23 protein-coding genes are annotated in these 20,475 nt (G+C 76.6%); 13 read left to right on the forward strand and 10 right to left on the reverse strand.

Annotated elements, in window-relative coordinates:
* Position 1 precedes the first annotated feature (1 nt).
* Together ACI784_RS20075 and ACI784_RS20080 are read left to right on the forward strand one after the other, a co-directional pair.
* Positions 2-475 (forward strand): very short patch repair endonuclease, encoded by a 474-nt coding sequence (locus ACI784_RS20075; RefSeq protein WP_457014644.1) that lies wholly within the window; start codon positions 2-4, stop codon positions 473-475.
* Positions 476-528: 53 nt separating this feature from the next.
* Positions 529-666 (forward strand): hypothetical protein, encoded by a 138-nt coding sequence (locus tag ACI784_RS20080; RefSeq protein WP_456924486.1) that lies wholly within the window; start codon positions 529-531, stop codon positions 664-666.
* A gap of 13 nt (positions 667-679) precedes the next feature.
* Here the strand turns inward: ACI784_RS20080 and ACI784_RS20085 are convergent, their stop codons facing one another.
* Positions 680-1,201, reverse strand: a complete 522-nt coding sequence (locus ACI784_RS20085; protein ID WP_456924457.1) for a DUF6328 family protein — start codon at positions 1,199-1,201, stop codon at positions 680-682.
* 117 nt (positions 1,202-1,318) lie between these two features.
* On the opposite strand from ACI784_RS20085, the gene ACI784_RS20090 reads away from it, so the two are divergent.
* Positions 1,319-1,540 (forward strand): hypothetical protein, encoded by a 222-nt coding sequence (locus ACI784_RS20090; RefSeq protein WP_457014645.1) that lies wholly within the window; start codon positions 1,319-1,321, stop codon positions 1,538-1,540.
* A 93-nt stretch (positions 1,541-1,633) separates the two neighbouring features.
* On the opposite strand, the gene ACI784_RS20095 is transcribed toward ACI784_RS20090, so the two are convergent.
* The 3 genes from ACI784_RS20095 to ACI784_RS20105 form a co-directional block, all read right to left on the reverse strand.
* A complete protein-coding gene (locus ACI784_RS20095) occupies positions 1,634-2,182 on the reverse strand; it encodes a hypothetical protein (RefSeq protein WP_456924455.1) in 549 nt (182 codons plus the stop codon).
* 89 nt (positions 2,183-2,271) lie between these two features.
* Positions 2,272-2,541: a DUF2277 domain-containing protein gene (locus ACI784_RS20100; RefSeq protein WP_456924454.1), complete on the reverse strand. Its 270-nt coding sequence runs from the start codon at positions 2,539-2,541 to the stop codon at positions 2,272-2,274.
* A 52-nt stretch (positions 2,542-2,593) separates the two neighbouring features.
* On the reverse strand, positions 2,594-3,214 hold the full coding sequence (locus ACI784_RS20105) for a hypothetical protein (protein ID WP_456924453.1): 621 nt from the start codon (positions 3,212-3,214) through the stop codon (positions 2,594-2,596).
* A gap of 133 nt (positions 3,215-3,347) precedes the next feature.
* Between ACI784_RS20105 and ACI784_RS20110 the strand changes: the two genes are divergently transcribed.
* Positions 3,348-3,749: a hypothetical protein gene (locus tag ACI784_RS20110; protein ID WP_457014646.1), complete on the forward strand. Its 402-nt coding sequence runs from the start codon at positions 3,348-3,350 to the stop codon at positions 3,747-3,749.
* Between the two features lie 90 nt (positions 3,750-3,839).
* Positions 3,840-4,727, forward strand: a complete 888-nt coding sequence (locus ACI784_RS20115; RefSeq protein ID WP_457014647.1) for an SDR family NAD(P)-dependent oxidoreductase — start codon at positions 3,840-3,842, stop codon at positions 4,725-4,727.
* 7 nt (positions 4,728-4,734) lie between these two features.
* On the opposite strand, the gene ACI784_RS20120 is transcribed toward ACI784_RS20115, so the two are convergent.
* Positions 4,735-5,463, reverse strand: coding sequence for a GAF and ANTAR domain-containing protein (locus ACI784_RS20120; RefSeq protein WP_457014648.1), 729 nt, complete (start codon positions 5,461-5,463; stop codon positions 4,735-4,737).
* A gap of 239 nt (positions 5,464-5,702) precedes the next feature.
* On the opposite strand from ACI784_RS20120, the gene ACI784_RS20125 reads away from it, so the two are divergent.
* From ACI784_RS20125 to eutC, 4 genes are all read left to right on the forward strand, one after another.
* Entirely contained in the window at positions 5,703-7,064 is a 1,362-nt protein-coding gene (locus ACI784_RS20125; RefSeq protein WP_457014649.1) for an MFS transporter, read from the forward strand.
* Between the two features lie 96 nt (positions 7,065-7,160).
* On the forward strand, positions 7,161-8,621 hold the full coding sequence (gene eat, locus ACI784_RS20130; protein ID WP_456924448.1) for an ethanolamine permease: 1,461 nt from the start codon (positions 7,161-7,163) through the stop codon (positions 8,619-8,621).
* Positions 8,618-10,030 (forward strand): ethanolamine ammonia-lyase subunit EutB, encoded by a 1,413-nt coding sequence (locus ACI784_RS20135; RefSeq protein ID WP_457014650.1) that lies wholly within the window; start codon positions 8,618-8,620, stop codon positions 10,028-10,030. The genes eat and ACI784_RS20135 overlap by 4 nt, the downstream gene beginning before the upstream one ends.
* Positions 10,027-10,776 carry an ethanolamine ammonia-lyase subunit EutC gene (eutC, locus tag ACI784_RS20140; RefSeq protein ID WP_457014651.1) on the forward strand — a complete coding sequence of 250 codons (750 nt, stop codon included), beginning with the start codon at positions 10,027-10,029 and terminating at the stop codon, positions 10,774-10,776. Before ACI784_RS20135 ends, eutC begins: the two co-directional genes overlap by 4 nt.
* Positions 10,777-10,978: 202 nt before the next feature.
* Here eutC and ACI784_RS20145 read toward each other — a convergent pair whose 3' ends face one another.
* On the reverse strand, positions 10,979-11,203 hold the full coding sequence (locus ACI784_RS20145) for a hypothetical protein (RefSeq protein ID WP_457014652.1): 225 nt from the start codon (positions 11,201-11,203) through the stop codon (positions 10,979-10,981).
* A gap of 19 nt (positions 11,204-11,222) precedes the next feature.
* Between ACI784_RS20145 and ACI784_RS20150 the strand changes: the two genes are divergently transcribed.
* Entirely contained in the window at positions 11,223-11,861 is a 639-nt protein-coding gene (locus tag ACI784_RS20150; RefSeq protein WP_457014653.1) for a hypothetical protein, read from the forward strand.
* Between the two features lie 2 nt (positions 11,862-11,863).
* Here ACI784_RS20150 and ACI784_RS20155 read toward each other — a convergent pair whose 3' ends face one another.
* Complete coding sequence (locus ACI784_RS20155; RefSeq protein WP_456924443.1) at positions 11,864-12,424, reverse strand: dihydrofolate reductase family protein; 561 nt, start codon at positions 12,422-12,424, stop codon at positions 11,864-11,866.
* A gap of 145 nt (positions 12,425-12,569) precedes the next feature.
* Between ACI784_RS20155 and ACI784_RS20160 the strand changes: the two genes are divergently transcribed.
* Positions 12,570-12,941 (forward strand): hypothetical protein, encoded by a 372-nt coding sequence (locus ACI784_RS20160; protein ID WP_457014654.1) that lies wholly within the window; start codon positions 12,570-12,572, stop codon positions 12,939-12,941.
* A gap of 9 nt (positions 12,942-12,950) precedes the next feature.
* Here ACI784_RS20160 and cydC read toward each other — a convergent pair whose 3' ends face one another.
* Genes cydC through ACI784_RS20175 form a run of 3 tightly spaced genes read right to left on the reverse strand, consistent with a single transcriptional unit; the run spans position 12,951 to position 18,892 of the window.
* Entirely contained in the window at positions 12,951-16,337 is a 3,387-nt protein-coding gene (gene cydC, locus ACI784_RS20165; RefSeq protein WP_457014655.1) for a thiol reductant ABC exporter subunit CydC, read from the reverse strand.
* Entirely contained in the window at positions 16,334-17,329 is a 996-nt protein-coding gene (gene cydB / locus ACI784_RS20170) for a cytochrome d ubiquinol oxidase subunit II (RefSeq protein WP_457014656.1), read from the reverse strand. Before cydB ends, cydC begins: the two co-directional genes overlap by 4 nt.
* Before the next feature lie 15 nt (positions 17,330-17,344).
* Positions 17,345-18,892, reverse strand: a complete 1,548-nt coding sequence (locus tag ACI784_RS20175; protein ID WP_457014657.1) for a cytochrome ubiquinol oxidase subunit I — start codon at positions 18,890-18,892, stop codon at positions 17,345-17,347.
* A gap of 116 nt (positions 18,893-19,008) precedes the next feature.
* Here ACI784_RS20175 and ACI784_RS20180 point away from each other — a divergent pair, with 116 nt between their 5' ends.
* Both ACI784_RS20180 and ACI784_RS20185 read left to right on the forward strand, forming a co-directional pair.
* Entirely contained in the window at positions 19,009-19,371 is a 363-nt protein-coding gene (locus ACI784_RS20180) for a BlaI/MecI/CopY family transcriptional regulator (protein WP_456924438.1), read from the forward strand.
* Between the two features lie 33 nt (positions 19,372-19,404).
* Positions 19,405-20,334, forward strand: a complete 930-nt coding sequence (locus ACI784_RS20185) for a M48 family metalloprotease (protein WP_456924437.1) — start codon at positions 19,405-19,407, stop codon at positions 20,332-20,334.
* Positions 20,335-20,475: the final 141 nt, after the last annotated feature.

Genomic DNA, 20,475 nt, shown 5'->3' on the forward strand with positions numbered 1-20,475 from the left:
GATGTGCGCAGCGGACGAGCCCGACCCGTGTCGCGGTGGACCGGGTCCCGCGCCGCCGGCGTCCTCCGACGTGGTGGCGGCCCGGTTCCGGAAGCAGCCGCGCCGCGACACCTCGCACGAGCTCGCCGTCCGGCGGGGACTGCACGCCCGGGGCGTGCGCTTCCGCGTCGACGTCCGGCCCGGTCCCGAGACCCGGGCGCGCGGGGACATCGTGTGGAAGGGCCGGCGCCTCGTCGTCTTCCTCGACGGCTGCTTCTGGCACGCCTGCCCGGCCTGCGGACACCTGCCGCGGGCGAACCGGGAGTGGTGGATGGCCAAGCTCGCCGGCAACGTCGCCCGAGACCGCCGCACCGACGCCCGCCTCAGGGCGGCCGGCTGGCGGGTCCTCCGGTTCTGGGAGCACGAGGAGCCGGACGCCGTCGTGGAGGCCATCTGCCGGGCGCTCGGGCACCGGGGGACGCACCCCCCCGGGTGAACGAGGCGTCCTCGACCCGGCACCGCCGGATCCGTCCGGCCAGGATCCGTGCCGTGCGTGCGCTCCGCAGCCACGGGCTCGTCCTGTTCGTGTTCGGCATCCCGTTCCGGCTGCTGACCGGGTCGACGCTCATCGACCACGGCAAGGGTCGGCGCGACGTCCACCGCGTCGCCGAGGCGCTGCGGGACTGAGCGGAGTCCCCGGTCAGCGCTCCCCGTTCTCCGGCGGCGAGTCCTGCCTCGCGTGCGCCCGCTGCCAGAACGGGACGGCGATCCACCACCACGCCAGCAGGGCGGCCACGATCCCCGTGGTCACCCACGCCAGGGTCAGGTCGAAGACCACGTCGGTCACGAGCAGCACGGCCGAGCAGATCGCGATCGCCAGCACGATGAGCCCGAGGAACGCCGACCGGTGGCTGCGCCGCAGGAGGTTCTCCTTGTCGTGCTGCCGGAACAGCACGCGGTGCTGGGCGGCGGGTGCGATCAGCAGCCCGGTCGTGATCGCGGCGGCCAGCAGGGTCACGAAGTAGACGTCCCGCTGGAACTCGGTCAGGTCCGCGCCCCCCTGCTGGAACGGGACGACAAGCAGGAACGCGAAGAGGAACTGCACCCCGGGCAGGGCAACCCGCAGCTCGTTGAGCAGCTCCAGAAGCTCCCGGTCGACCCGCTCCTTGCGGCTCTCGCCCGTCGACCCGCCGTCGTGCTGCGCTGCCCGCGTCTCCGCCATGCCGCCTCCCGCCCGACGTGTTCATCCGGCGTTCACCTGGCTGGTGATGCTGCCCCCAACCGGGCCCGGGTATGCCGCGGGGACCGCCCGTCCACCCGGGCGGGTGAGGAGAGCGCGATGTCGACGTGGACACCGATGGAGCCGAACCTCGGCGGCGAGGACGACGGCATCCCGGCCGCCGACCCCGGGGCGGGCGCGCCACCACCGGCCGAGGGCTTCGGCGTCGGGGGAGAGGAGCCCGACCGGCCCGAGGAGGCGCCGCCCCCGGACCAGGACGGCGGCCGGTCGAGCGATCCGCCGTTCCGGACGCCGGACCCCGGGGACGTCGGCCGCAGCTGACCGGGTGCGATCAGCGCCTCGGACCGTCGGTGTCGCGGCCGGGCGGCACGGTCCGGGTCGACGGGGCTCCCGGAACGTGGCGGGACGGGGACGTCAGCGCTGGGCGACACCCCGGGCGACCTCGCTGGGCCGTTGCTGCTCCCCGGCGTAGGAGCTCACCGCCACGAGGGCACCGGTCAGGGCCGGCACGACCCACTGCAGGCGGTCCAACTGCTCCTGGGCGGCGGCGACCTCCGTCCTGACCGCCTTGGTGCGCCTGGCCGGCTTGGTGCCCGACCGCGACGGCACGGCCCCGGCGTTGGACACCGTCTGACCCAGGACCCGGCTGTAGGCGGTCACGCCGAGCGCGGCCAGCGTCAGGGCGGTCTTGAGCACGCTCATGCCGGCGACGCCCTGCTGGCGGGCCACGCGGCCGCGGTTGCCGAGCAGTTGACCGACGCTGCCGGTGAGGTGGGCGCCGATCGCCACCGCGTTGACCGGGGTCCAGCGGTCCCACCCCGCGTTGGCCACCCGCCCCGTGGCGCGGTCCCCGCCGGCCTCCGCGGCCGCGGCGTTGAGGGCGACGGCGTTGGCGAGGGTGCCGCCGAACCAGGCGGACAGGCCGACGTCGTGCAGGGTGCGGGAGAGGGTGTTGCGAGCCATGGCTGCGCTCCGGGGGGACGAGGTCGAGGGAGTTCCGGGATACCCGGGTGTCCGGCTCCCACACCGGTTGCGCACAACGGAGCCGGTGGTCAGCTCCCGTACCGCACGGCCGCCCGCTGTCGCGCCTTGGCGGCCTCGACCGCGCGGTCCTTCGGCGGCGCCGTCGTCACCAGGGTGCCCAGCAGCCGGGCCGATGCCTCGGCCACCTCGGCGACGGCGCGGTCGAACGCCTCGACGTTGGCGCGCGACGGCCGGGTCGTGCCGCTGATCTTCCGTACGTACTGCAGCGCGGCGGCCTGGACCTCCTCGTCGGTCACCGGGGGCTCGAAGTTGGCCAGCGGTCGGATGTTCCGGCACATGGCCCGCAGCGTAGGAGCGGCCGGGGACACCCGGCAGCCCCCTCGGCTCGGCTCAGGCGGCGAAGCCGGCCCGGTCGATCTTCCGGTGGTACCGGGTGCCGAGCATGCCGCCGACAACGGCGCCGACCAGCGTGATCACGACCATGGCGACCAGGGTGAGGATCCCGGCCGTGGTGGCGGTGCCCTCGTCGATCGGGATGCGCGGCAGGTTGAGCGCCTCGAGCACGTTGTACTCGCGGCCCAGCAGGTACCCGGCGACCGACAGCACCACGACGACGAGCAGCCCGATCAGCCAGACGGCGATGCCCTGCCGCAGCCCGTCGAACCGGGCCATGCGCCCGGCCACGTACCCGCCGGCGAGGTAGGCGAGGAAGAGCACGACCAGCAGCGCGATCGCGCCGGCCAGCCCGATGGTGTCGGCCTGCGCCGTGGCGTCGTCCGTTGACTCCAGACCCTGGGTGAGGCCGAGGGCGACGCCGGCGGCCGACAGCAGCGCGATGAGCAGCACCGCCAGCCCGTTGGCCGACAGCCACCCGAAGAACGCCGCCCCCCACTTGACGCCGCCGAACCGGGAGCGCTGGGCGGCCACCGCGTCGCGGGCCAGGCCCCGGGTCGCCGAGGCGCCGTCGCGGGTGGCGTCGTGGTCGTGGGCGGTCCGGTCGCTGCTGGCCATGGGCCCCTCCTCCGGGCGGGTCCGCGCCCACCGGCGCGGGGACGTACCGGTCGGTTCCCGCGCCCGATCGGCGCAAACAGCGGTCACCCGCCGGGAGGAGGGGCACCATCGGAACCGACCGGGGAGGGGTGCGATGACGGTCCTGCTGGTCGACGTGGCCAACGTGCTCGGCGCCCGTCCCGACGGCTGGTGGCGCGACCGCGCCGGCGCGACCACCCGCCTGCTGCGGCGCCTGGCCCCCCTCGCCGGCCGCCGGGTGGACGCGCCGGGCGGCGGCACGCTGCTGGTCCGGGAGCTCGTGGTGGTCGTCGAGGGGGCGGCGCGCGACGTCCGCGTGCCCGACGGCGTCACCGTGGTGCGCGCCCCCGGCAGCGGCGACGACGCCCTCGCCGACCGCGCCGCCCTGCTCGCCGCCCAGGGCGTCCCCCTGCTGGTGGTCACCGCCGACCGCGGCCTGCGGGCGCGGCTGCCGGAGGGCGCGGCCGTCACCGGCCCGGGCTGGCTGTACGACGCGCTGCCCGACGGCCCCGCATGAGCGCCGCGCGGCGAGGGTAGGGGCCGGTGCACGTCGAGCCGGGGCGGTCCAGCGCAGCACGGTGCCCTCGGCCCCAGCCCGAGGAGACCCATGCCGCCGCCTGACGCCCTGACCGTCCTCGTCACCGGCGCCTCCAGTGGCATCGGCCGCGCGACGGTGCACGACCTGGCCGGCCGCGGCGCCCGCCTGGTGCTCGTCGCCCGGGGCCGCGGCCCGCTGGAGGAGGCCGCGGCGGAGGCGCGGGAGCGGGGCGCCGCGGAGGTGCTCGTCTGCCCCGCCGACGTCACCGACGCCGACGCGCTGCAGCGGGTGGTCGACACCGCGCTCGACCGGTTCGGCCGGCTGGACGTCGTCGTCCACGCGGCGCAGACGATGGCCTACGGGCGCATCGAGGACGTGCCGCGGGAGGTCTTCGAGGCCGTCGTGGACACCGGCGTGCACGGCACCGCGAACGTCGCCCGGTCCGTGCTGCCGGTGTTCCGCCGCCAGAGGGCCGGCCACCTGGTGGTGGTCAACTCGCTGCTCGGGTCGGTCACCGCACCCCAGATGGGCACCTACGCGGCGGCCAAGTGGGGCCAACTGGCCCTCGTGCGCACCCTGCAGCAGGAGATCCGGGACGCCCCCGGGGTGCACGTCTCCGCGGTCGCCCCTGGCGGGGTCAACACCCCGATCTACTACCAGGGCGCGACGTGGGCGGGCAGCACCGGACGGCCGCCCCCGCCGGTCTACACGGCCGAGCGTGTGGCCCGGGCGGTGGTGGCGCGGCTGGACCGGCCGCGGCGGCTGGTGCAGTCCGGCGTCGCCAACTCCGTCGTCGTCGCGGGCTTCCGGCTCCTGCCCGGGCTCTACGACGCGCTCGTCGGCCCGCTGTTCCGCACCTTCGCACTGGCCGGGGACGACGCCGCGCCCACCGAGGGCAACGTCTTCGCCTCCCGCCCCGAGGGCAACGCGGTGAAGGGACCCTGGCGGGCGGTCTGAGCGCCGCTCACCAGCGGTCGGGGCGCTCCGGCAGCTCGGCCTCGAACGCCGCGACGAGGGCGGCGGCGACCTCGCGCAGCTTGACGTTGCGCCGCTGGGAGGAGACCCGCAGCAGGGCGAACGCCTGCTCCGCGGTGCACCGCTCCCGCGCCATGACCAACCCGACGGCCTGGCCGATCGTCGCCCGGGTGTCCAGGCCGCCGAGCAACTGGTCGGCCCGGTCGTCGCCGTCGGCGATGCGCAGCGCCACCGACAGCGCGCCGGCGGCCTGGGCGGCCCACCGCCCGGCCGTCGCCTCGTCCGCGCCGCCGAAGGCGGCAGGTCGGGTGGAGTAGAGGTTCAGCGCGCCGCGGCTGCGGCCCTCGACGTCCAGCGGCAGGGACAGCGACGAGCGGACGCCGGCCTGCGCGGCCAGCTCCGGGTACGGGCCCCAGCGGCGCTCGGCCGCCATGTCCGTGACCCGGACGACGACCCCCTCCCGCATCGCCTGCAGGCACGGGCCGTCGTCGACCTGGTACTGCCGCTCGTCGGCCTCCTGCGCGAGTGGTCCGGTCGCGTGCACCGTCACCCCGCTGCCGGAGCGGGCGAGGGTCAGCCCGCAGGCCTCGGCGGCCGGCGTGTGCCCCACGGCCAGGTGCACGAGGTCCCCGAGGAAGGAGTTGAGGTCCCCACCCGAGGCCAGCAGGGCCAGCAGATCGGTGTCGTCGCGCGCGGGTGTCGTGTCGGGCGTCCCCACGGTCCTGCTCCTCCATCAACCACGGCGGCGTCGAGGAAGATCGTGCCCAACCGAGATGCCGTCTGCCACGCGAGTGCCTTCGGGGGTGGCGATCCTCACGCGGACGAGGGGCGCGTCCGGGCGGCGCCGGCCCGCGGGTGCTGGCACCGTGGAGGACGGGTGCCCGAGGTCGTGTGCTCGTCCCCGTCCCTCGCGGCCGCCCGTTCGCCGGTGGCCGGCTCCTCTCCCGTGAGGTCCCCATGGCCGCTCCCACCCTCGCCCTGCGCGCCCGCGAACCGGTCGCCGTCCTCGTGCGCTCGGCCCGGTCGTCCGCGCCCGAACCGTCGCCGGACCGGCTGCGGCTCGCCGTCGCCGCCCTCTTCGCCCTGGACGGCGCGGTGTTCGGCAGCTGGGCGGCCCGCGTGCCCGACGTGGCCGCGCAGGTCGGTGCCGGGCACAGCACGCTCGGCGTCGCCCTGCTCTGCCTCTCCCTCGGGGCCCTGGCGTGCATGCAGGTGACCGGTGCGCTGTGCGCCCGGCTCGGCGCCGGCCTGGTCAGCGCGGCGGCCGCGGTGCTGGTCTGCCTGGCCGTCGTCCTGCCCGCCCTGGCGACCTCCGTGCCGGCACTGTGCGCAGCGCTGCTGGTCTTCGGCGCGGCGACCGGCATGGTCAACGTCGCGGCCAACGCGCTCGGCGTCTCCGTCGAGGCCCGGATCGGGCGCCCGCTGCTGTCGGGGTTGCACGCCGGGTTCAGCTTCGGCGGCCTGGCCGGCGCGGTGCTCGGCGGCCTCGCCTCGGCCGGAGCGGGGGTGGCCGTGCACCTGGTCGTCGTCGCCTGTGCCGGACTGCTGCTCACCGCCTGGGCGGCGCCCGCGCTGGTCGGTGCCGACGCCGCGGTGGCCGTCCGCCGCGCCGACGCCGGGACGCCCGAGCGCGGCCGGCCCGTCGCCGCGCTGGTGGTGCTGGGTGCCGTCGCCGGCTGCACCGCCTACGGGGAGGGGGCGCTCACCGACTGGGGCGCGCTGCTGCTGCGCACCGACCTGGGTGCGGCGCCGGTCGTGGCGGCCGGCGGGTACGCGGGCTTCTCCCTCGCCATGGCCTGTGGCCGGCTGGCCGGGAGCCGGCTGCTCCTCGCCCTGGGCGAGCGCCGCCTGCTCACCGGCGGCGCCGCGCTCGCCGCCGCCGGCGCGACCGCCGCGGTGACGACGACGTCCCTGCCGGTGGCCCTCGCCGGGTTCGTGCTGGTCGGGCTCGGGCTGGCCAACGTGTTCCCGCTGGCGATCGCCCGGGCCGGGGTGCTCGGCGGCGCCCGCGGCATCGCGCTGGCCACGACCGTCGGCTACACCGGTCTGCTGGGCGGGCCGCCGGTCATCGGCCTGGTCGCCGAGCACCTGGGGCTGTCGGCCGCCATCGGGACCGTCGCGGTCATGGCGCTGGTCGCGGCCGGGCTGGTGCTCACGCTGTCCGGCGAGGACGTCCGGCTGCCGACGCCGGCGCTGTCCCGCGCGGCGGCCGGGCTGGGCACGCGGCTGCAGCCGGTCGTGTCGGGGTTCGGCCACGGGACGGGCGTCTACGTCCGCGACCTGGGGCTGCTGGTGGGGCCGCCCGCGTCGGGCCGGTGAACAGCGTGTTCCGTCCTCGCCCAGCGGGTTGACCAGGCACGGTGCTGCGAGAACGCTGACCCCACCCGACTGCGGGGGCCGACGCGGAGGTCTGTCATGACCGCAGAACCCGGCACCCGCGGCCGTGCGGGCCACCACGCGGGGGTGGAGGCCGAGCGGGTCGACGAGGGATACCTGCACAAGCGGCAGCTGCGCACCGGCACGGCGGGCTGGCTCCTGCTGGCGGGGCTGGGGGTCTCCGCCGTCATCTCGGGGGACTACGCCGGCTGGAACTTCGGGCTGGCCGAGGGCGGGTTCGGCGGGCTGCTCGTCGCCGTCGTCCTCATGGCGGTGATGTACACCGCGATGGTGTTCGGGCTGGCCGAGCTCGGGTCGGCGCTGCCGACCGCCGGCGGCGGCTACACCTTCGCCCGGCGGGCGCTGGGGCCGTGGGGCGGGTACGCCACCGGCATCGCGGTGCTCATCGAGTACGCCATCGCCCCGGCCGCGATCGCCACCTTCATCGGCGCCTACGTCGAGTCCCTCGGGTTGTTCGGCATCACCGACGGCTGGTGGGTGTACCTGGCGGTCTACGCGCTGTTCATCGGGATCCACCTGATGGGCGTCGGCGAGGCGCTCAAGGCGATGTTCGTCGTCACGGTCATCGCGCTGGTCGGGCTGGTCATCTTCCTCGCCGGTGCCATCCCGCAGTTCGACGCGGGCAACCTGCTCGACATCGCGCCCACCGACGCGGCGGGTGCCTCGTCCTTCCTGCCCTACGGGCTGATCGGCATCTGGGCGGCGTTCCCGTTCGCGATCTGGTTCTTCCTCGCCGTGGAGAGCGTGCCGCTGGCCGCCGAGGAGGCCCGCGACCCGGCCCGCTCGATGCCGCGGGGGATCGTCGCGGCGATGGGCGTGCTCGTCGTCCTCGCCGTCCTGATGCTGGTCTTCACCCCGGGCGCGGCCGGCTCGTCGGCCATCGCCGGCTCGGGCAACCCGCCGGTCGACGCGCTCGCCGGCTCCGACGCCCCCGACGCCCTCACCCGGGTGGTCAACTACGCCGGCCTGTTCGGGCTGGTCGCCAGCTTCTTCTCGATCATCTACGCCTACTCGCGGCAGACCTTCGCGCTGTCCCGCGCCGGGTACCTGCCGCGGGCGCTGTCGGTGACCAACTCCCGCAAGGCGCCGATGCTGGCCCTGCTGGTGCCCGGCGCGATCGGCTTCGTCCTCTCGCTGACCGGCCAGGGCGCGATGCTGCTCAACATGGCCGTCTTCGGGGCGACGGTGTCCTACGTGCTCATGATGGTCAGCCACATCGTCCTGCGCCGGCGCGAGCCGGACCTGGAACGCCCGTACCGGACGCCGGGCGGCGTGGCCACCACCGGCGTCGCGCTCGTGCTGGCTGCCGCGGCGGTCGTCGCCACCTTCCTCGTCGACGTCACCGCGGCGCTGTGGACCCTCGGCGCCTACGCCGTCTTCCTCGCCTACTTCGCGCTCTACAGCCGCCACCACCTGGTGGCCTCCGCGCCGGAGGAGGAGTTCGAGCTGCTGGCCGAGGCGGAGGAGGACGTCCGATGAGGCGGCGCGGCACCGTCGCGGGGCACACGTACGAGTTCCCGACCCTGGTCGAGCTCATGGCCAAGGCGACGCCGGCCCGTTCGGGCGACGCGCTGGCCGGCTGCGCCGCGGAGTCCGCCGCCGAGCGGGTGGCCGCACAGACCGTGCTGGCCGACCTGCCGCTGGCCACCTTCCTCGAGGAGCAGGTGGTCGGCTACGAGGAGGACGACGTCACGCGGCTCATCGTGGACACGCACGACCGGGCCGCGTTCGCGCCGGTCGCGTCGCTGACGGTGGGGGAGTTCCGCGACCGGCTGCTGGCCTGGGCGGCGGCAGGGGACGAGGCGGCGATCAGCGGACTGGCCCCCGGGCTGACCCCGGAGATGGTGGCCGCGGTGTCCAAGCTGATGCGCAACGCCGACCTGGTCGCCGTGGGCCGCCGCACGCGGGTGGTGACCGGCCTGCGCAGCACGCTCGGCCTGCCCGGCCGGCTCGCCTCCCGGCTGCAGCCCAACCACCCGACCGACGACCCGCTGGGGGTGACGGCGTCCATCGTCGACGGGCTGCTGCAGGGCTGCGGGGACGCCGTCATCGGGATCAACCCGGCCACCGACTCCCCGGCCCGCACGGTGGCGCTGCTGGAGCTGGTGGACGCGGTGATCAGCCGCTACGGGATCCCCACCCAGTCGTGCGTGCTGGCGCACGTCACCACCACGCTGCGGGCGCTGGAGCAGGGCGCGCCGGTGGACCTGGTGTTCCAGTCGGTCGCCGGCACCCAGCCGGCCAACCGCGGCTTCGGGGTCACCCTCGAGCTGCTGGCCGAGGCACGCGCCGGTGCGCTGGCGCTCGGCCGCGGCACCGTGGGGTCCAACGTGACCTACTTCGAGACCGGCCAGGGCTCGGCGCTGTCGGCCAACGCGCACCACGGCATCGGCGGCCGGCCGGTCGACCAGCAGACCCTGGAGGCCCGCGCCTACGGCGTCGCCCGGCACTTCCAGCCGCTGCTGGTCAACACCGTCGTCGGGTTCATCGGCCCCGAGTACCTCTACGACGGCAAGCAGGTGCTGCGCGCCGGGCTGGAGGACCACTTCTGCGGCAAGCTGCTCGGCCTGCCCATGGGGGTCGACGTCTGCTACACCAACCACGCCGAGGTCGACGGCGACGACATGGACTCCCTCATGCTGCTGCTCGGGGCGGCCGGCTGCACGTTCCTCATCGCCGTCCCCGGCGCCGACGACGTGATGCTGCACTACCAGTCGCTGGCCTTCTCCGACGTCCTCACCACCCGCTCGGTGCTCGGCCTGCGCCCGGCACCGGAGTTCGAGGAGTGGCTGGCCCGGATGGAGCTGCTCGACGACGCCGGCCGGGTCCGCGAGCTCACCGCCGACGCGCCCGCGGCGCGGGCCCTGCTCGCGGCGGCGTCGGCATGAGCTCGGCCCTCGACCAGCCGCTGCCGCCCGGCGACGACCCGTGGGCGGTGCTGCGGGCGGCCACCCGGGCGCGGGTGGCCCTCGGCCGGGCCGGCGACGCGCTGCCGACGGCCCGGGAGCTGGAGTTCCGCGCCGCGCACGCCGCCGCCCGGGACGCGGTGCACCAGCCGCTGGACCCGGCCGCGGTCCGTGCCGGGCTGCCCGGGCACGAGCTGCTGGAGGTGCACTCCGCGGCCGGTGACCGGGCCACGTACCTCCAGCGGCCCGACCTCGGCCGGCAGCTGGCCGAGGGGACGGCGCTGCCGCGCGCCGACGCCGACCTCGCCGTCGTGATCGCCGACGGGCTCTCCCCGCGGGCGGTGCACGAGCACGCCGCGGGCCTGACGACGGCGCTGCTGGAGCGGCTGTCCGGCTGGACGCTGGCGCCGCTGGTGCTGGCACACCAGGCACGGGTGGCCCTCGGCGACGCGGTGGGGGCGGCGCTGGGTGTGCGGGCCGTCGTCGTCCTCATCGGGGAGCGGCCGGGGCTGTCGTCGGCGGACTCCCTCGGTGTCTACCTGACCTGGGACCCGCGTCCGGGCCGGGCGGACTCCGAGCGCAACTGCGTGTCCAACGTCCGCCCGCCGCACGGGCTGTCCTACGGGCAGGCCGCCGACACGGTGGCCGAGCTGCTCTCGGCGGCGCGCGAGCTCGGGGCCTCCGGGGTGGCGCTCAAGGACGAGGGCCCGGCGCTGACCGCCGGCTGACCGTCAGCCGAACACCGCGTCGACGGCGGCGCGGTCCCCGTCGCCCCGTGAGGGCGGACGACCGCGTCGGCGTCGCCGGACGGATGACCCAGACAGACGCCCGGCGACACCGGCGGGCGCGAGCAGTGTCGACCCGACGCCCCCGTCCCGGAAGGCGATCGGCCGGAACCCGGTGTGGCGGTCGCCCTCCGTCACGCACCGATCAGCGGCCGCGCAGGAGCCGGGCCAGCCGGCCGCGGCGTCCGGCCGGCTGCTCGGCGGGCACCGGGTCCGCCGGCTCGGCGAGGGCGGCGTGGCGCTCGCGCAGCCGCGCCCGGATCTCCTCCGGGGTGTGCGCGCGGCGCTGACGCTCGTTGCGGGCGAGCACCGCCCCGCTCGCCGCGACGCCCGCGAGGCCGGCCAGTCCGAGGAGCTTCCAGAGCCGCACGGTCGCCTAACGTAGCCGCGTGCCCCAGCCCCGTGCGCTGCCGCTGGACGACGCGGTCGAGCTGACCCGCACCGGCGACGTCTGGGTGTTCCGCGGCGCCTCGGTCGCCGACCGCGCCATCCAGGCCCTCACCAACGCCCCGGTCAACCACGTCGGCATGGCGGTGGTGCTGGAGGACCTGCCCCCGCTGCTGTGGCACGCCGAGCTCGGCCGCTCCCTGCCCGACGTCTGGACCGGGCAGCACCAGCGCGGCGTCCAGCTGCACGACCTCGCCGACGCCGTCCGCACGTGGCGGCAGCGCTACGGGCAGCGCACCTGGCTGCGCCAGCTGGTCGGCCCGGCCGACGACGGCGGCGTGACCCCGGAGATGGAGGACGCCGTCCTGCGGACCGTGGCCCGCCTCGACGGGAAGCCGTTCCCGACCACCCGCGGGCTGGCCGTGGGCTGGGTGAACGGCCGACTGCGCCGCCGGACGTCGGCCGAGACGGTCTTCTGCGCCGAGCTGGTGGCCGCGACCTACACGGCGATGGGGCTGCTCGACGGCGGCCGGCCGCGCAACGCCTACGACCCCGGCAGCTTCTGGTCCGGCGACGACCTGCAGCTGCTGCAGGGCGCCCGGCTCGGCCCGGAGGTGCCGGTGGACGTCCCCGCCGCCTGAGCTCAGCCCGGCCGGCGCACCCGGTAGGTGGTCTGCACCATGCCGCCGGGATACGTCCGGGTGCCGACGTGCTCCAGCGGGACGTCGGCCGGCAGCGCGCCGAAGGGCGTGTGGCCCGCCCCGATGAGCACCGGCACCCGGGAGAACGTGAGGTCGCCGATCAGCCCGGCGGTGAGGAACGTGTGCACCAGGCGGCCGCCGTCGACGTACACCCGTCGGTACCCGGCCGCGGTGAGCGCGGCGACCGCGTCGTCGAACGACCCGTGCACGGTGACGCGGGCGTCGGCGCCGGGCTCGAGCGTCGTGCTGACGACGTGCACGGGCTTGCCCTGGTACGGCCACTGGTCGATCGGCGCGATGACCTCGTAGGTGCCGCGGCCCATGACCAGCGCGTCGATGCCGGCGACGAAGTCGGCGAAGCCGAAGTCACCGCCGGCGCCGTCATCGGGGGCGCCGCCGACCTCGGCGTCGCCGGTGAGCCAGGAGAGGTCGCCGTCGGGGCGGGCGATGAAGCCGTCGACGCTCATGCCGAGGAAGACCGAACCGGTGAAGGGCGCGTCCATGCCGGGAGCGTGCCGGAAGGCACGGACGAAATGGGTCGTCCGGCCGGTGTATCGGAGGGGAACTGTCGGTGTTCTGGGGTAGGCAATACCCGAAGTTCCCCCAGCGTTGGACAAGGGCGCGGGGGAAGCGCCCAGGAGGGCTCCCATGTTCGAGGCCACCGTCCACAGGGGACCGGCCTCCGACGTCCTGCCGGAGGCACCCGACCGCTCGGGCGAGAGCGGGCCGACGCCCGTTCCCGCACACCCCAGGCACTGGGCCCGGCCGGACATCGCCGGCGATCTCGTCGCCATCGCCTTCGCCCCCGGCGCGGCCGCGCCGCGGGAGATCCACGTGCGGCCCGAGCTGTACGAGCGCGTGGTCGCGGAGCTGGCCCCGGCCGGGGTCGAGCACGTGCTCGTCGGCCCGGCGCCCGGCGTGCCGCTCGTCGTCGACCCGGAGCTGCCGGCGTCCCCGGGCTTCGAGGTCGTCCGCGCCCGGCCCGGCGGCGTCGTGCCGCCGCACGCCGCCGCGGCCTGAGCCGGCGGCTCAGCGGGACAGCGCGGCCACCGGCTCCCCGAGCCGGACGACGGTGTCGCCGGGCCGGGCGACGTCGTCGTCGTGGGTCACGCAGACCACCACCCGGCCGGCCAGCGCCGTCCGCAGGTCGCGGACCAGCGCGGCCGCGGTGGGCGGGTCCAGGTGCGCCGTGGGCTCGTCCAGCAGCACGACGTCCCGGTCGGCCAGCAGGGCGCGGGCGGCGGCCAGCCGCCGCCGCTCGCCACCGGACAGGGCCGTGCCCCCGGCGCCGACCGGCGTGTCCAGGCCGTCCGGCAGACCGGCCACCAGCCCGCCGAGCCCGGCGGCGGTGAGCGCGGCCCACATCCGCTCCTCACCGGCCGGGCCGGCGAGCTCCCCGCGCGGTGCGGCGAGGGCCAGGTTGGCGCGGATCGTCGAGGCGAACACGTGCGCCTCCTGCGGCAGCCAGGCCATCCGCGACCGGACGTCGTCCCCGGTCAGCCGGGCGGCCGGCACGCCGTCGAGGTCGTAGCCGCCGCCGCGCGGCCGCAGGGCCGCCATGAGCACGGCCAGGAACGTCGACTTGCCCGACCCGGACGGGCCGCGCACCACCAGCCAGCCGCCGTCGGCGTCGGCCCGGGTCGTGAGCCCGCACAGCACGTCCGGGCCGCCGGGCCAGCCGGCGGCGAGGTCGTCGGTCGCCAGCGTCCGGACCGGCGCCGGGCCCGGGAGCGGGGCGGCGGGGTCGGCCGGCACCGGTGCGGTGAGGACGGCGTCGAGGCGGGCGCGGGCGTCGGCGAGCGCACCCCGGCGCTGCAGGGCGCCGACCAGTCCGGTCAGCGGCTCGGCCAGGGCGAGCGGGGCCAGTGCCAGCACCGCGACGGCGGGACCGGTGGTCCCGGATGCCGCTCCGACCGCGGCAGCGGCCACCGCGGCGAGGCCCGTGCCGACCACGACCAGGCCGTTGCCCAGCGCCCCCGCCGCGGTGCCGGTGCGCTCGGCGGCGCCGCGGCGGGCGGCGAGGCCGGTCAGGTCGGCGGCGGTGTGCGCGGCGAGACCGTGCGCCCGCAGGTCGGCCGCCCCCTCCAGCACGGTGGTGGTCTCCTCCAGCGCGGCCACCCGCAGCGCCGCCTCGGCCCGCGCCGCGCCCGCGTCCACCCGCCGGTGTGCCGCGACGACCAGGGCGGCAGTGACCGCGAGCACCAGGCCGGTCGCGGCCGCGGCGGCGGGGGAGACCAGTGCCAGGGCGGCCACGGTCGCGGTCGGGACCACGGCCGCGACCAGCGCGGGCGGGACGACGCGCACCGACAGGTCCTGCACCAGCGCGACGTCGCCGACGACCCGGGCGAGCGCCGAGCCGGGGGTCCGGTCGGCGGCGATGCCCTGCCGGGCCAGGGCGGCCCACACGCGCACCCGCAGGTCGGCGGCCATCCGCAGCGCGGCGTCGTGCGCGGCCATCCGCTCGGTCCAGCGCAGGCCGGCCCGGCCCAGGCCGAAGGCCCGCACCCCGACGATCGCGACCAGCAGGGTCAGCACCGGCGGCATCTCCGCGGCCCGCACGATCAGCCACCCGGAGACCGCCGTCAGCGCGACGCCGGCACCCGCCGACGCGGTGCCGGCGGCGACCGCCCGCACCAGCGCCCGCCGCGGCCAGCGGTGCGCGGTGGCTGCGGTGGCTGCGCTGGTGACGGCGGTGGGGTGGCCGTGGGTCGTGGGGGTGGTGTCCGCGACATCGGCGGTCTCGCGGCCATCAGCCGCTGATGGCCACGAGACCGCCGATCTCGCGGGAGGAGCCAGGTCGACCGTGCGGTCGGCGAGGGCGGCCAGCGCCGGGTCGTGGGTCACCAGGAGCACCGTCACGGTGCCGCGCAGGCCGGCCAGCACCGCGGCCACGCGGGCGGCGGCGTCGGCGTCCAGGTGCGCGGTCGGCTCATCGAGCAGCAGCAGCCGGGCCCCGCGGCGGACCCGCACCAGCGCGCGGGCCAGCGCCACCAGCTGCAGCTCGCCGGGGGAGAGGGTGGTGCAGTGCCGGCCGGCCAGCGCGCTCGCGCCCACCCGGGCCAGCGCCTCGACGGCGAACGCCTCGCCGACGAGCTCGTCCACGCCCGGCGCCGAGCCCGCGTGCCGGCGCAGCTCGTCGGCGACGGTCGCCCCGGTGGTCCGCGGGTGCTGCGGCGCACAGGCGACGGCACCCGCAGGGACGCCGGTGACCGCTCCCTCGACCGTCGCCGCGGGCGGCACCAGCCCGGCCAGGGCGGCCAGCAGCGTCGACTTGCCCGACCCGCTGGCGCCCCGGACGGCGACCAGCTCACCGGGCCGCACGTCCAGGTCCACCGGGGGCAGCGCGGGCGACGTCCGGCCGGGGAAGCCGACGGTCAGCCCGCGGACGGCGACGTCGGCACCGCGCGGGTCGTCGTCCGGGGTGCCCGTGGGCGCGGGCGCGACGGGGGCGGCGACCACGGCGCGGGCCTCGGCGGCGGCGAGCGCCGCGTCCTCGCCGGCGTGGTGGGCCGCGCCCAGGGCGCGCAGCGGGGCGAACGCCTCGGGCGCGAGCAGCAGCGCGGTCAGCCCGACGGCCAGCGCCACGTCGCCGTGCACCAGCCGCAGGCCGACGGTCACCGCGACCAGCGCGACCGACAGTGTCGCGAGCAGCTCCAGCACCAGCGAGGAGAGGAACGCCAGCCGCAGCGTGGCCAGGGTGCGCCGGCGGGAGGCCTCTCCGAGCTCGGCGAGGGCGGCGGCCTGCTCGGCGGCGCGGCCCAGCCCGACCAGCACCGGCAGTCCCCGCACCAGCTCGGCGACGTGCGCGGCGATGCGGTCCAGGGCCCGGGCGGCGGCGGTCGTGCCGTCCCGGGTGGTCAGGCCGACCAGCACCATGAACAGCGGCACCAGCGGCAGGGTGACCGCGACGAGCACGGCCGACAGCAGGTCGGTCCAGGCCAGGACGACCAGCAGCACCGGCGGGACCACCAGCGTCGCGGCCAGCGCCGGCAGGCGGGTCGCCAGGCCCGGGCCGAGGTCGGCCAGCCGGGTGGTGGCCAGCACCGCCGCCGGGCCGGGACCGCCCGCGGCCTCGACCGCCGCCGGCGAGGCGGCCAGTCGGGCGACCAGCCGGGCGCGAAGCTCCTCCTCGGCCCGGCGGGCGTCGCGGGCGGCCAGCAGCTCCCCGGCCCACCCGGCGGCCGCGCGCAGCCCGGCCCCGGCCGCGGCGGTCAGCAGCGGTCCGGCCAGCGCGCCGTCGGCGGCGCCGGCCGCCCGGGCCACCGCGTGCGCGAGCCCGGCGGCCAGCAGCACCAGCCCGGCCGCCTGGCCCAGCGCGGCGACGGCCTGCCGGACCAGCGCCCCGGTCAGCCCCGGCACCCCGGCCAGCGCCGCCAGGGGCCCGCGCGGGCCTTTGTGGCCACTTCGGCCGCTCATGCGTGCACCGGCTCTGCGGTCAGCCGCCTGCGGAAGACCCAGTAGGTCCAGGCCTGGTAGGCGAGCACCACGGGCAGGCCGATGCCGGCCGCCCACGTCATCACGGTGAGCGTGTAGTCGCTGACCGAGGCGTCGGCCACGGTGACGTCGAAGGCGGGGTCGATCGTCGAGGGGACGACGACCGGGTAGGCCGCCCCGAACACCGTCGCGGCCGCGGCCACCAGCAGCACGCCCCAGGCGGTGAAGGCCTGGCCCTCGCGCCCGACCCGCAGCCGCGCCTCCGCGACGACGACGGCCAGCGCCGCGACCAGCCACAGCACCGCGGTCGCCGGCGTCCCGTAGCGCAGGTGCACCACGCCGGCCCAGGCCAGCAGCGGCAGCGTGGCTGCCGGAGCCCAGCGCCGGGCGAAGCGGCGCGCGGCGACCCGCACCGGGCCGTCGGTCTTCAGCGCGAGGAACAGGGCGCCGTGCACGACGGAGAAGGCGAGCACCGCGACGGCGCCGAGCAGCGCCGACCAGCCGAGTCCGGAGAGGGCGCCGCCCACCCGGATGCCGTCGGCGTCGACCGGCAGGCCGAGGGTGGTGGCGCCGAGGGCGGCACCGATCCCGGCGGCCGCGATCAGCGAGCCGGTGGTGATGACCCGCGTCCACGTCGCGTCCCAGGCCTCGGTGTGGTGGGAGTGCCGCCACTCGAAGGCCACCGCGCGGATGATCAGCCCGAGGAGCACGAGCACGAACGGCAGGTACAGCGCCGGCAGCCAGGTGGCGTACCAGCCGGGGAAGGCGGCGAACACCGCGCCGACGGCGGTGATCAGCCAGACCTCGTTGCCGTCCCACAGCGGGCCGATGGTGCGCAGCATGAGGTGCCGGTCGGCGGGGCGGCGGCCGAGCACCGGCAGCAGCGCGGCAACGCCGAAGTCGAAGCCCTCGAGCAGCAGGAAGCCGGTCCACAGCACCGCGACGGCGGCGAACCAGAGGGTCTGCAGGTCCATGGGTCTGCTCCGAACTCAGTAGGCGAAGGAGAGGACGTCGTCGTCGCGGTCGTCCGGGGCACCCTCGGGCGGGGTGCCGGGCGTCGGGGCGCCGTCCCCGGTGGTCACGCCGCGGCGGACGAACCGGGTGATCAGCCACAGCTCGACCACGGCCAGCGCGCCGTAGACGAGGGTCAGCACCGACAGCGACGTCCAGACCTCGGCGGCGCTGACGCCGGGGGACACCGCCTGCGCGGTGAAGAACCAGACCTGCTCGTCGACGGGGACGTCGGGGTTGGGGTGGACGACGAAGGGCTGGCGGCCCATCTCGGTGAAGATCCACCCGGTCGCGTTGGCGACGAACGGCGCGGCGACGGCGACCAGCGAGCCGTACACGCCGATCCGCGACGTCGGGACCCGGCCCCTCCGCGTCGCCCAGAGCGCGTAGGCGGCGACCGCGGCCGAGACCGCGCCCGTGCCGATCATCAGCCGGAAGCTCCAGTAGGTGACCCCGAGCAGCGGCGTGTAGTCGATCGGCTCGCCGGCCAGGGCACCGAAGCGCGACGGGTCGTCGGGGTAGGTCTCGCCGTAGACCGCGGCGTACTCCTCCTGCAGCTCGTTGACGCCCGGGACGGCGGTCGAGAAGTTCCCGTGGGCGAGGTAGGAGAGCAGGTACGGGACGGTCAGCGAGTGCACGTCGTCGCACTCGTTGGAGCCGAGCTTGCCCCAGGCGAGGATCGAGAAGGACGCCGGCGCCTCGGTCTCGCACAGCGCCTCGGCCGAGCTCATCTTCAGCGGCTGCTGCTCGTACATGAGCTTGCCCTGCCAGTCGCCGGTGAGGGCGACGAGGACGAACGCGGCCAGCGACACCCAGCCGCCCAGCCGCACCGAGCGGCGCCACACCCTGTCGTTCTCCCGCCCGCCCGAGACGTCCGTGGTGGGGGCCTCGTCCAGCGTCCGGCGGCGCAGGTGCCACAGGCCGATGCCGACCAGCAGCGCGCCGGCGACCATGAGGGCGGCGACGATCGCGTGGCTGAACGCGGCCAGCGCGGTGTTGTTGGTGAGGACGGCCAGGAAGTCCACCTGCACCGGCCGGCCGGTCGCGTCGTCGGCGAGGACGCCGACCGGGTGCTGCATCCACGAGTTGGCCGCGATGATGAAGTACGCGCTCACGACCGAGCCGATCACCGCCGCCCACAGCGCCGCGAGGTGCAGCTTCTTCGGGATCCGCCCCCAGCCGAAGATCCACAGGCCGAGGAAGGTCGACTCGAGGAAGAAGGCCAGCAGCGCCTCCAGGGCCAGCAGCGACCCGAAGACGTCGCCGACGAACCGGCTGTACTCGCTCCACGCCAGGCCGAACTGGAACTCCTGCACGAGGCCGGTGGCGACGCCGAGCACGAAGTTGATCAGGTAGATGCGGCCCCAGAAGCGGGTCATCCGCAGCCACTCGGGCCTGCCGGAGCGCACCCACATCGTGTGCATGACCGCGACCAGGACCCCCAGCCCGATGGTCAGCGGGACCATCAGGAAGTGGTAGACGGTCGTGATCCCGAACTGCCAGCGCGCCACGTCCAGGACGTCCACGGCCGCTCTCCTCACTGGGCGACGTACGATCGGTCGAGTTCTTTCTACGCCGAGTAGAAGAGAAAGTTCTACGATGCGTAGAAGAACACGGTGTGAGACGCGAGACAGGAGGACCGGTGGCGTCGTTGGGTGAGCTGGAGCGGGCCGTCATGGACCGGCTGTGGTCGGCCGACGGTGCCGTCTCGGCGGCCGAGCTGCGCGACGGGCTGGCCGACCGGGGCCTGGCCCTGACGACGGTGCACACGGTGCTGACCCGGCTGGAGCAGAAGGGCTTCGTCGTCCACGACGACGCGCGGCCGCGGCGGTTCCGCCCGCGGGCCACACGGGAGGAGCACGCCGCCGAACTGATGCACGAGGTGCTCGGCTCGGCGGGGGACCGGCAGGCGGTGCTGGCCCGCTTCGTCGGCAGCGTCGACGCCGACGAGGCCCGGCTGCTGCGCGAGCTGCTGGCCGCGCCGGGGCCGGACGCCGACCGCTGACCTGCTGAGCCGCCCACCCCGCCGCCCCGACCGATGCTCCCCGCCACCGCGGCCGCCCTCGCCGTGCTGGCCGCGCTGCTGGCGTGGCCGGTGCCGGTGCTGCTCGCCCGGGCCCGCTGGCCGCGACGCGACCCGCTGGTCGCCCTCGTCTGCTGGCAGGCGATCGGCCTCGCCGGCGGCCTGTCGATCATCGGGGCGCTGCTCGTCCACGGCCTGGCGCCGTGGGGTCACTCCCTCCCCGAGGCGTGGTGGCACTGGATCACCCGGCACCCCGCCGAGGCGCCGGTGCGCGGTGACCACTGGGTCACCCAGACACTCGCCGCCGTCCTCGCCGCGGAGCTGCTCGGCGTTCTGCTGTTGTCGTGGCTGCGCACCGCACGCACCCGCCGCCGCCACCGGGACCTGCTGGAGCTGGTCGTCCAGCCGGCCGCCGTGCCCGACGCCCGACTGCTCGACCACCCCGCGCCGGTGGCCTTCTGCATCCCCGGTGCCAAGCCGCTGCTGGTGCTCTCCTCCGGGATGGTCGCCGAGCTGGACGACGGGCAGCTGGCCGCCGTCGTGGCGCACGAGCGGGCGCACCTGCGCGAGCACCACCACCTGCTGCTGCTGCCGTTCGTGGCCTGGGAGGCGGCCCTGCCCGTGCTGCCCGCGGCCGCCCGGGCGCACGCGGCCGTGCGGGCGCTGGTCGAGATGCGCGCCGACGACGTGGCCCTGGGCTCGCTGACCGGGGCCGCGCCGCGGCGCACGCTGGCCCAGGCGATCGTGGTGGCGGCCGGCGGCGCCGGGGGAGCGGGGGTGCCCGACGGCGCGCTCGCGGTCACCGGCAGTGCGCTCGGGGCGCGGGTGACCCGGCTGATCGACCCGCCGTCCCCGCTGCCGGGCTGGGCGCGGGTCGCCGCGCTGCTGTCGGCCGGGCTGCTCCTGCTGCTGCCGACCGCGCTGCTGCTCCTGCCGGCCCTCTGAGGGGGTCTCTCCCGGGAAGCTCGTGCTCTGCCCACCCTGGTGGGCACAGCACCAGCACCGCAGGAGCAGGTCGGTCCGGGGAGGGACGCCGTCCGGCGGCTAGAGCCCCTGCGCCAGCCGGTGGTTGGCCGCGCTCCAGCG

Source organism: Geodermatophilus sp. SYSU D01186 (assembly GCF_054050215.1).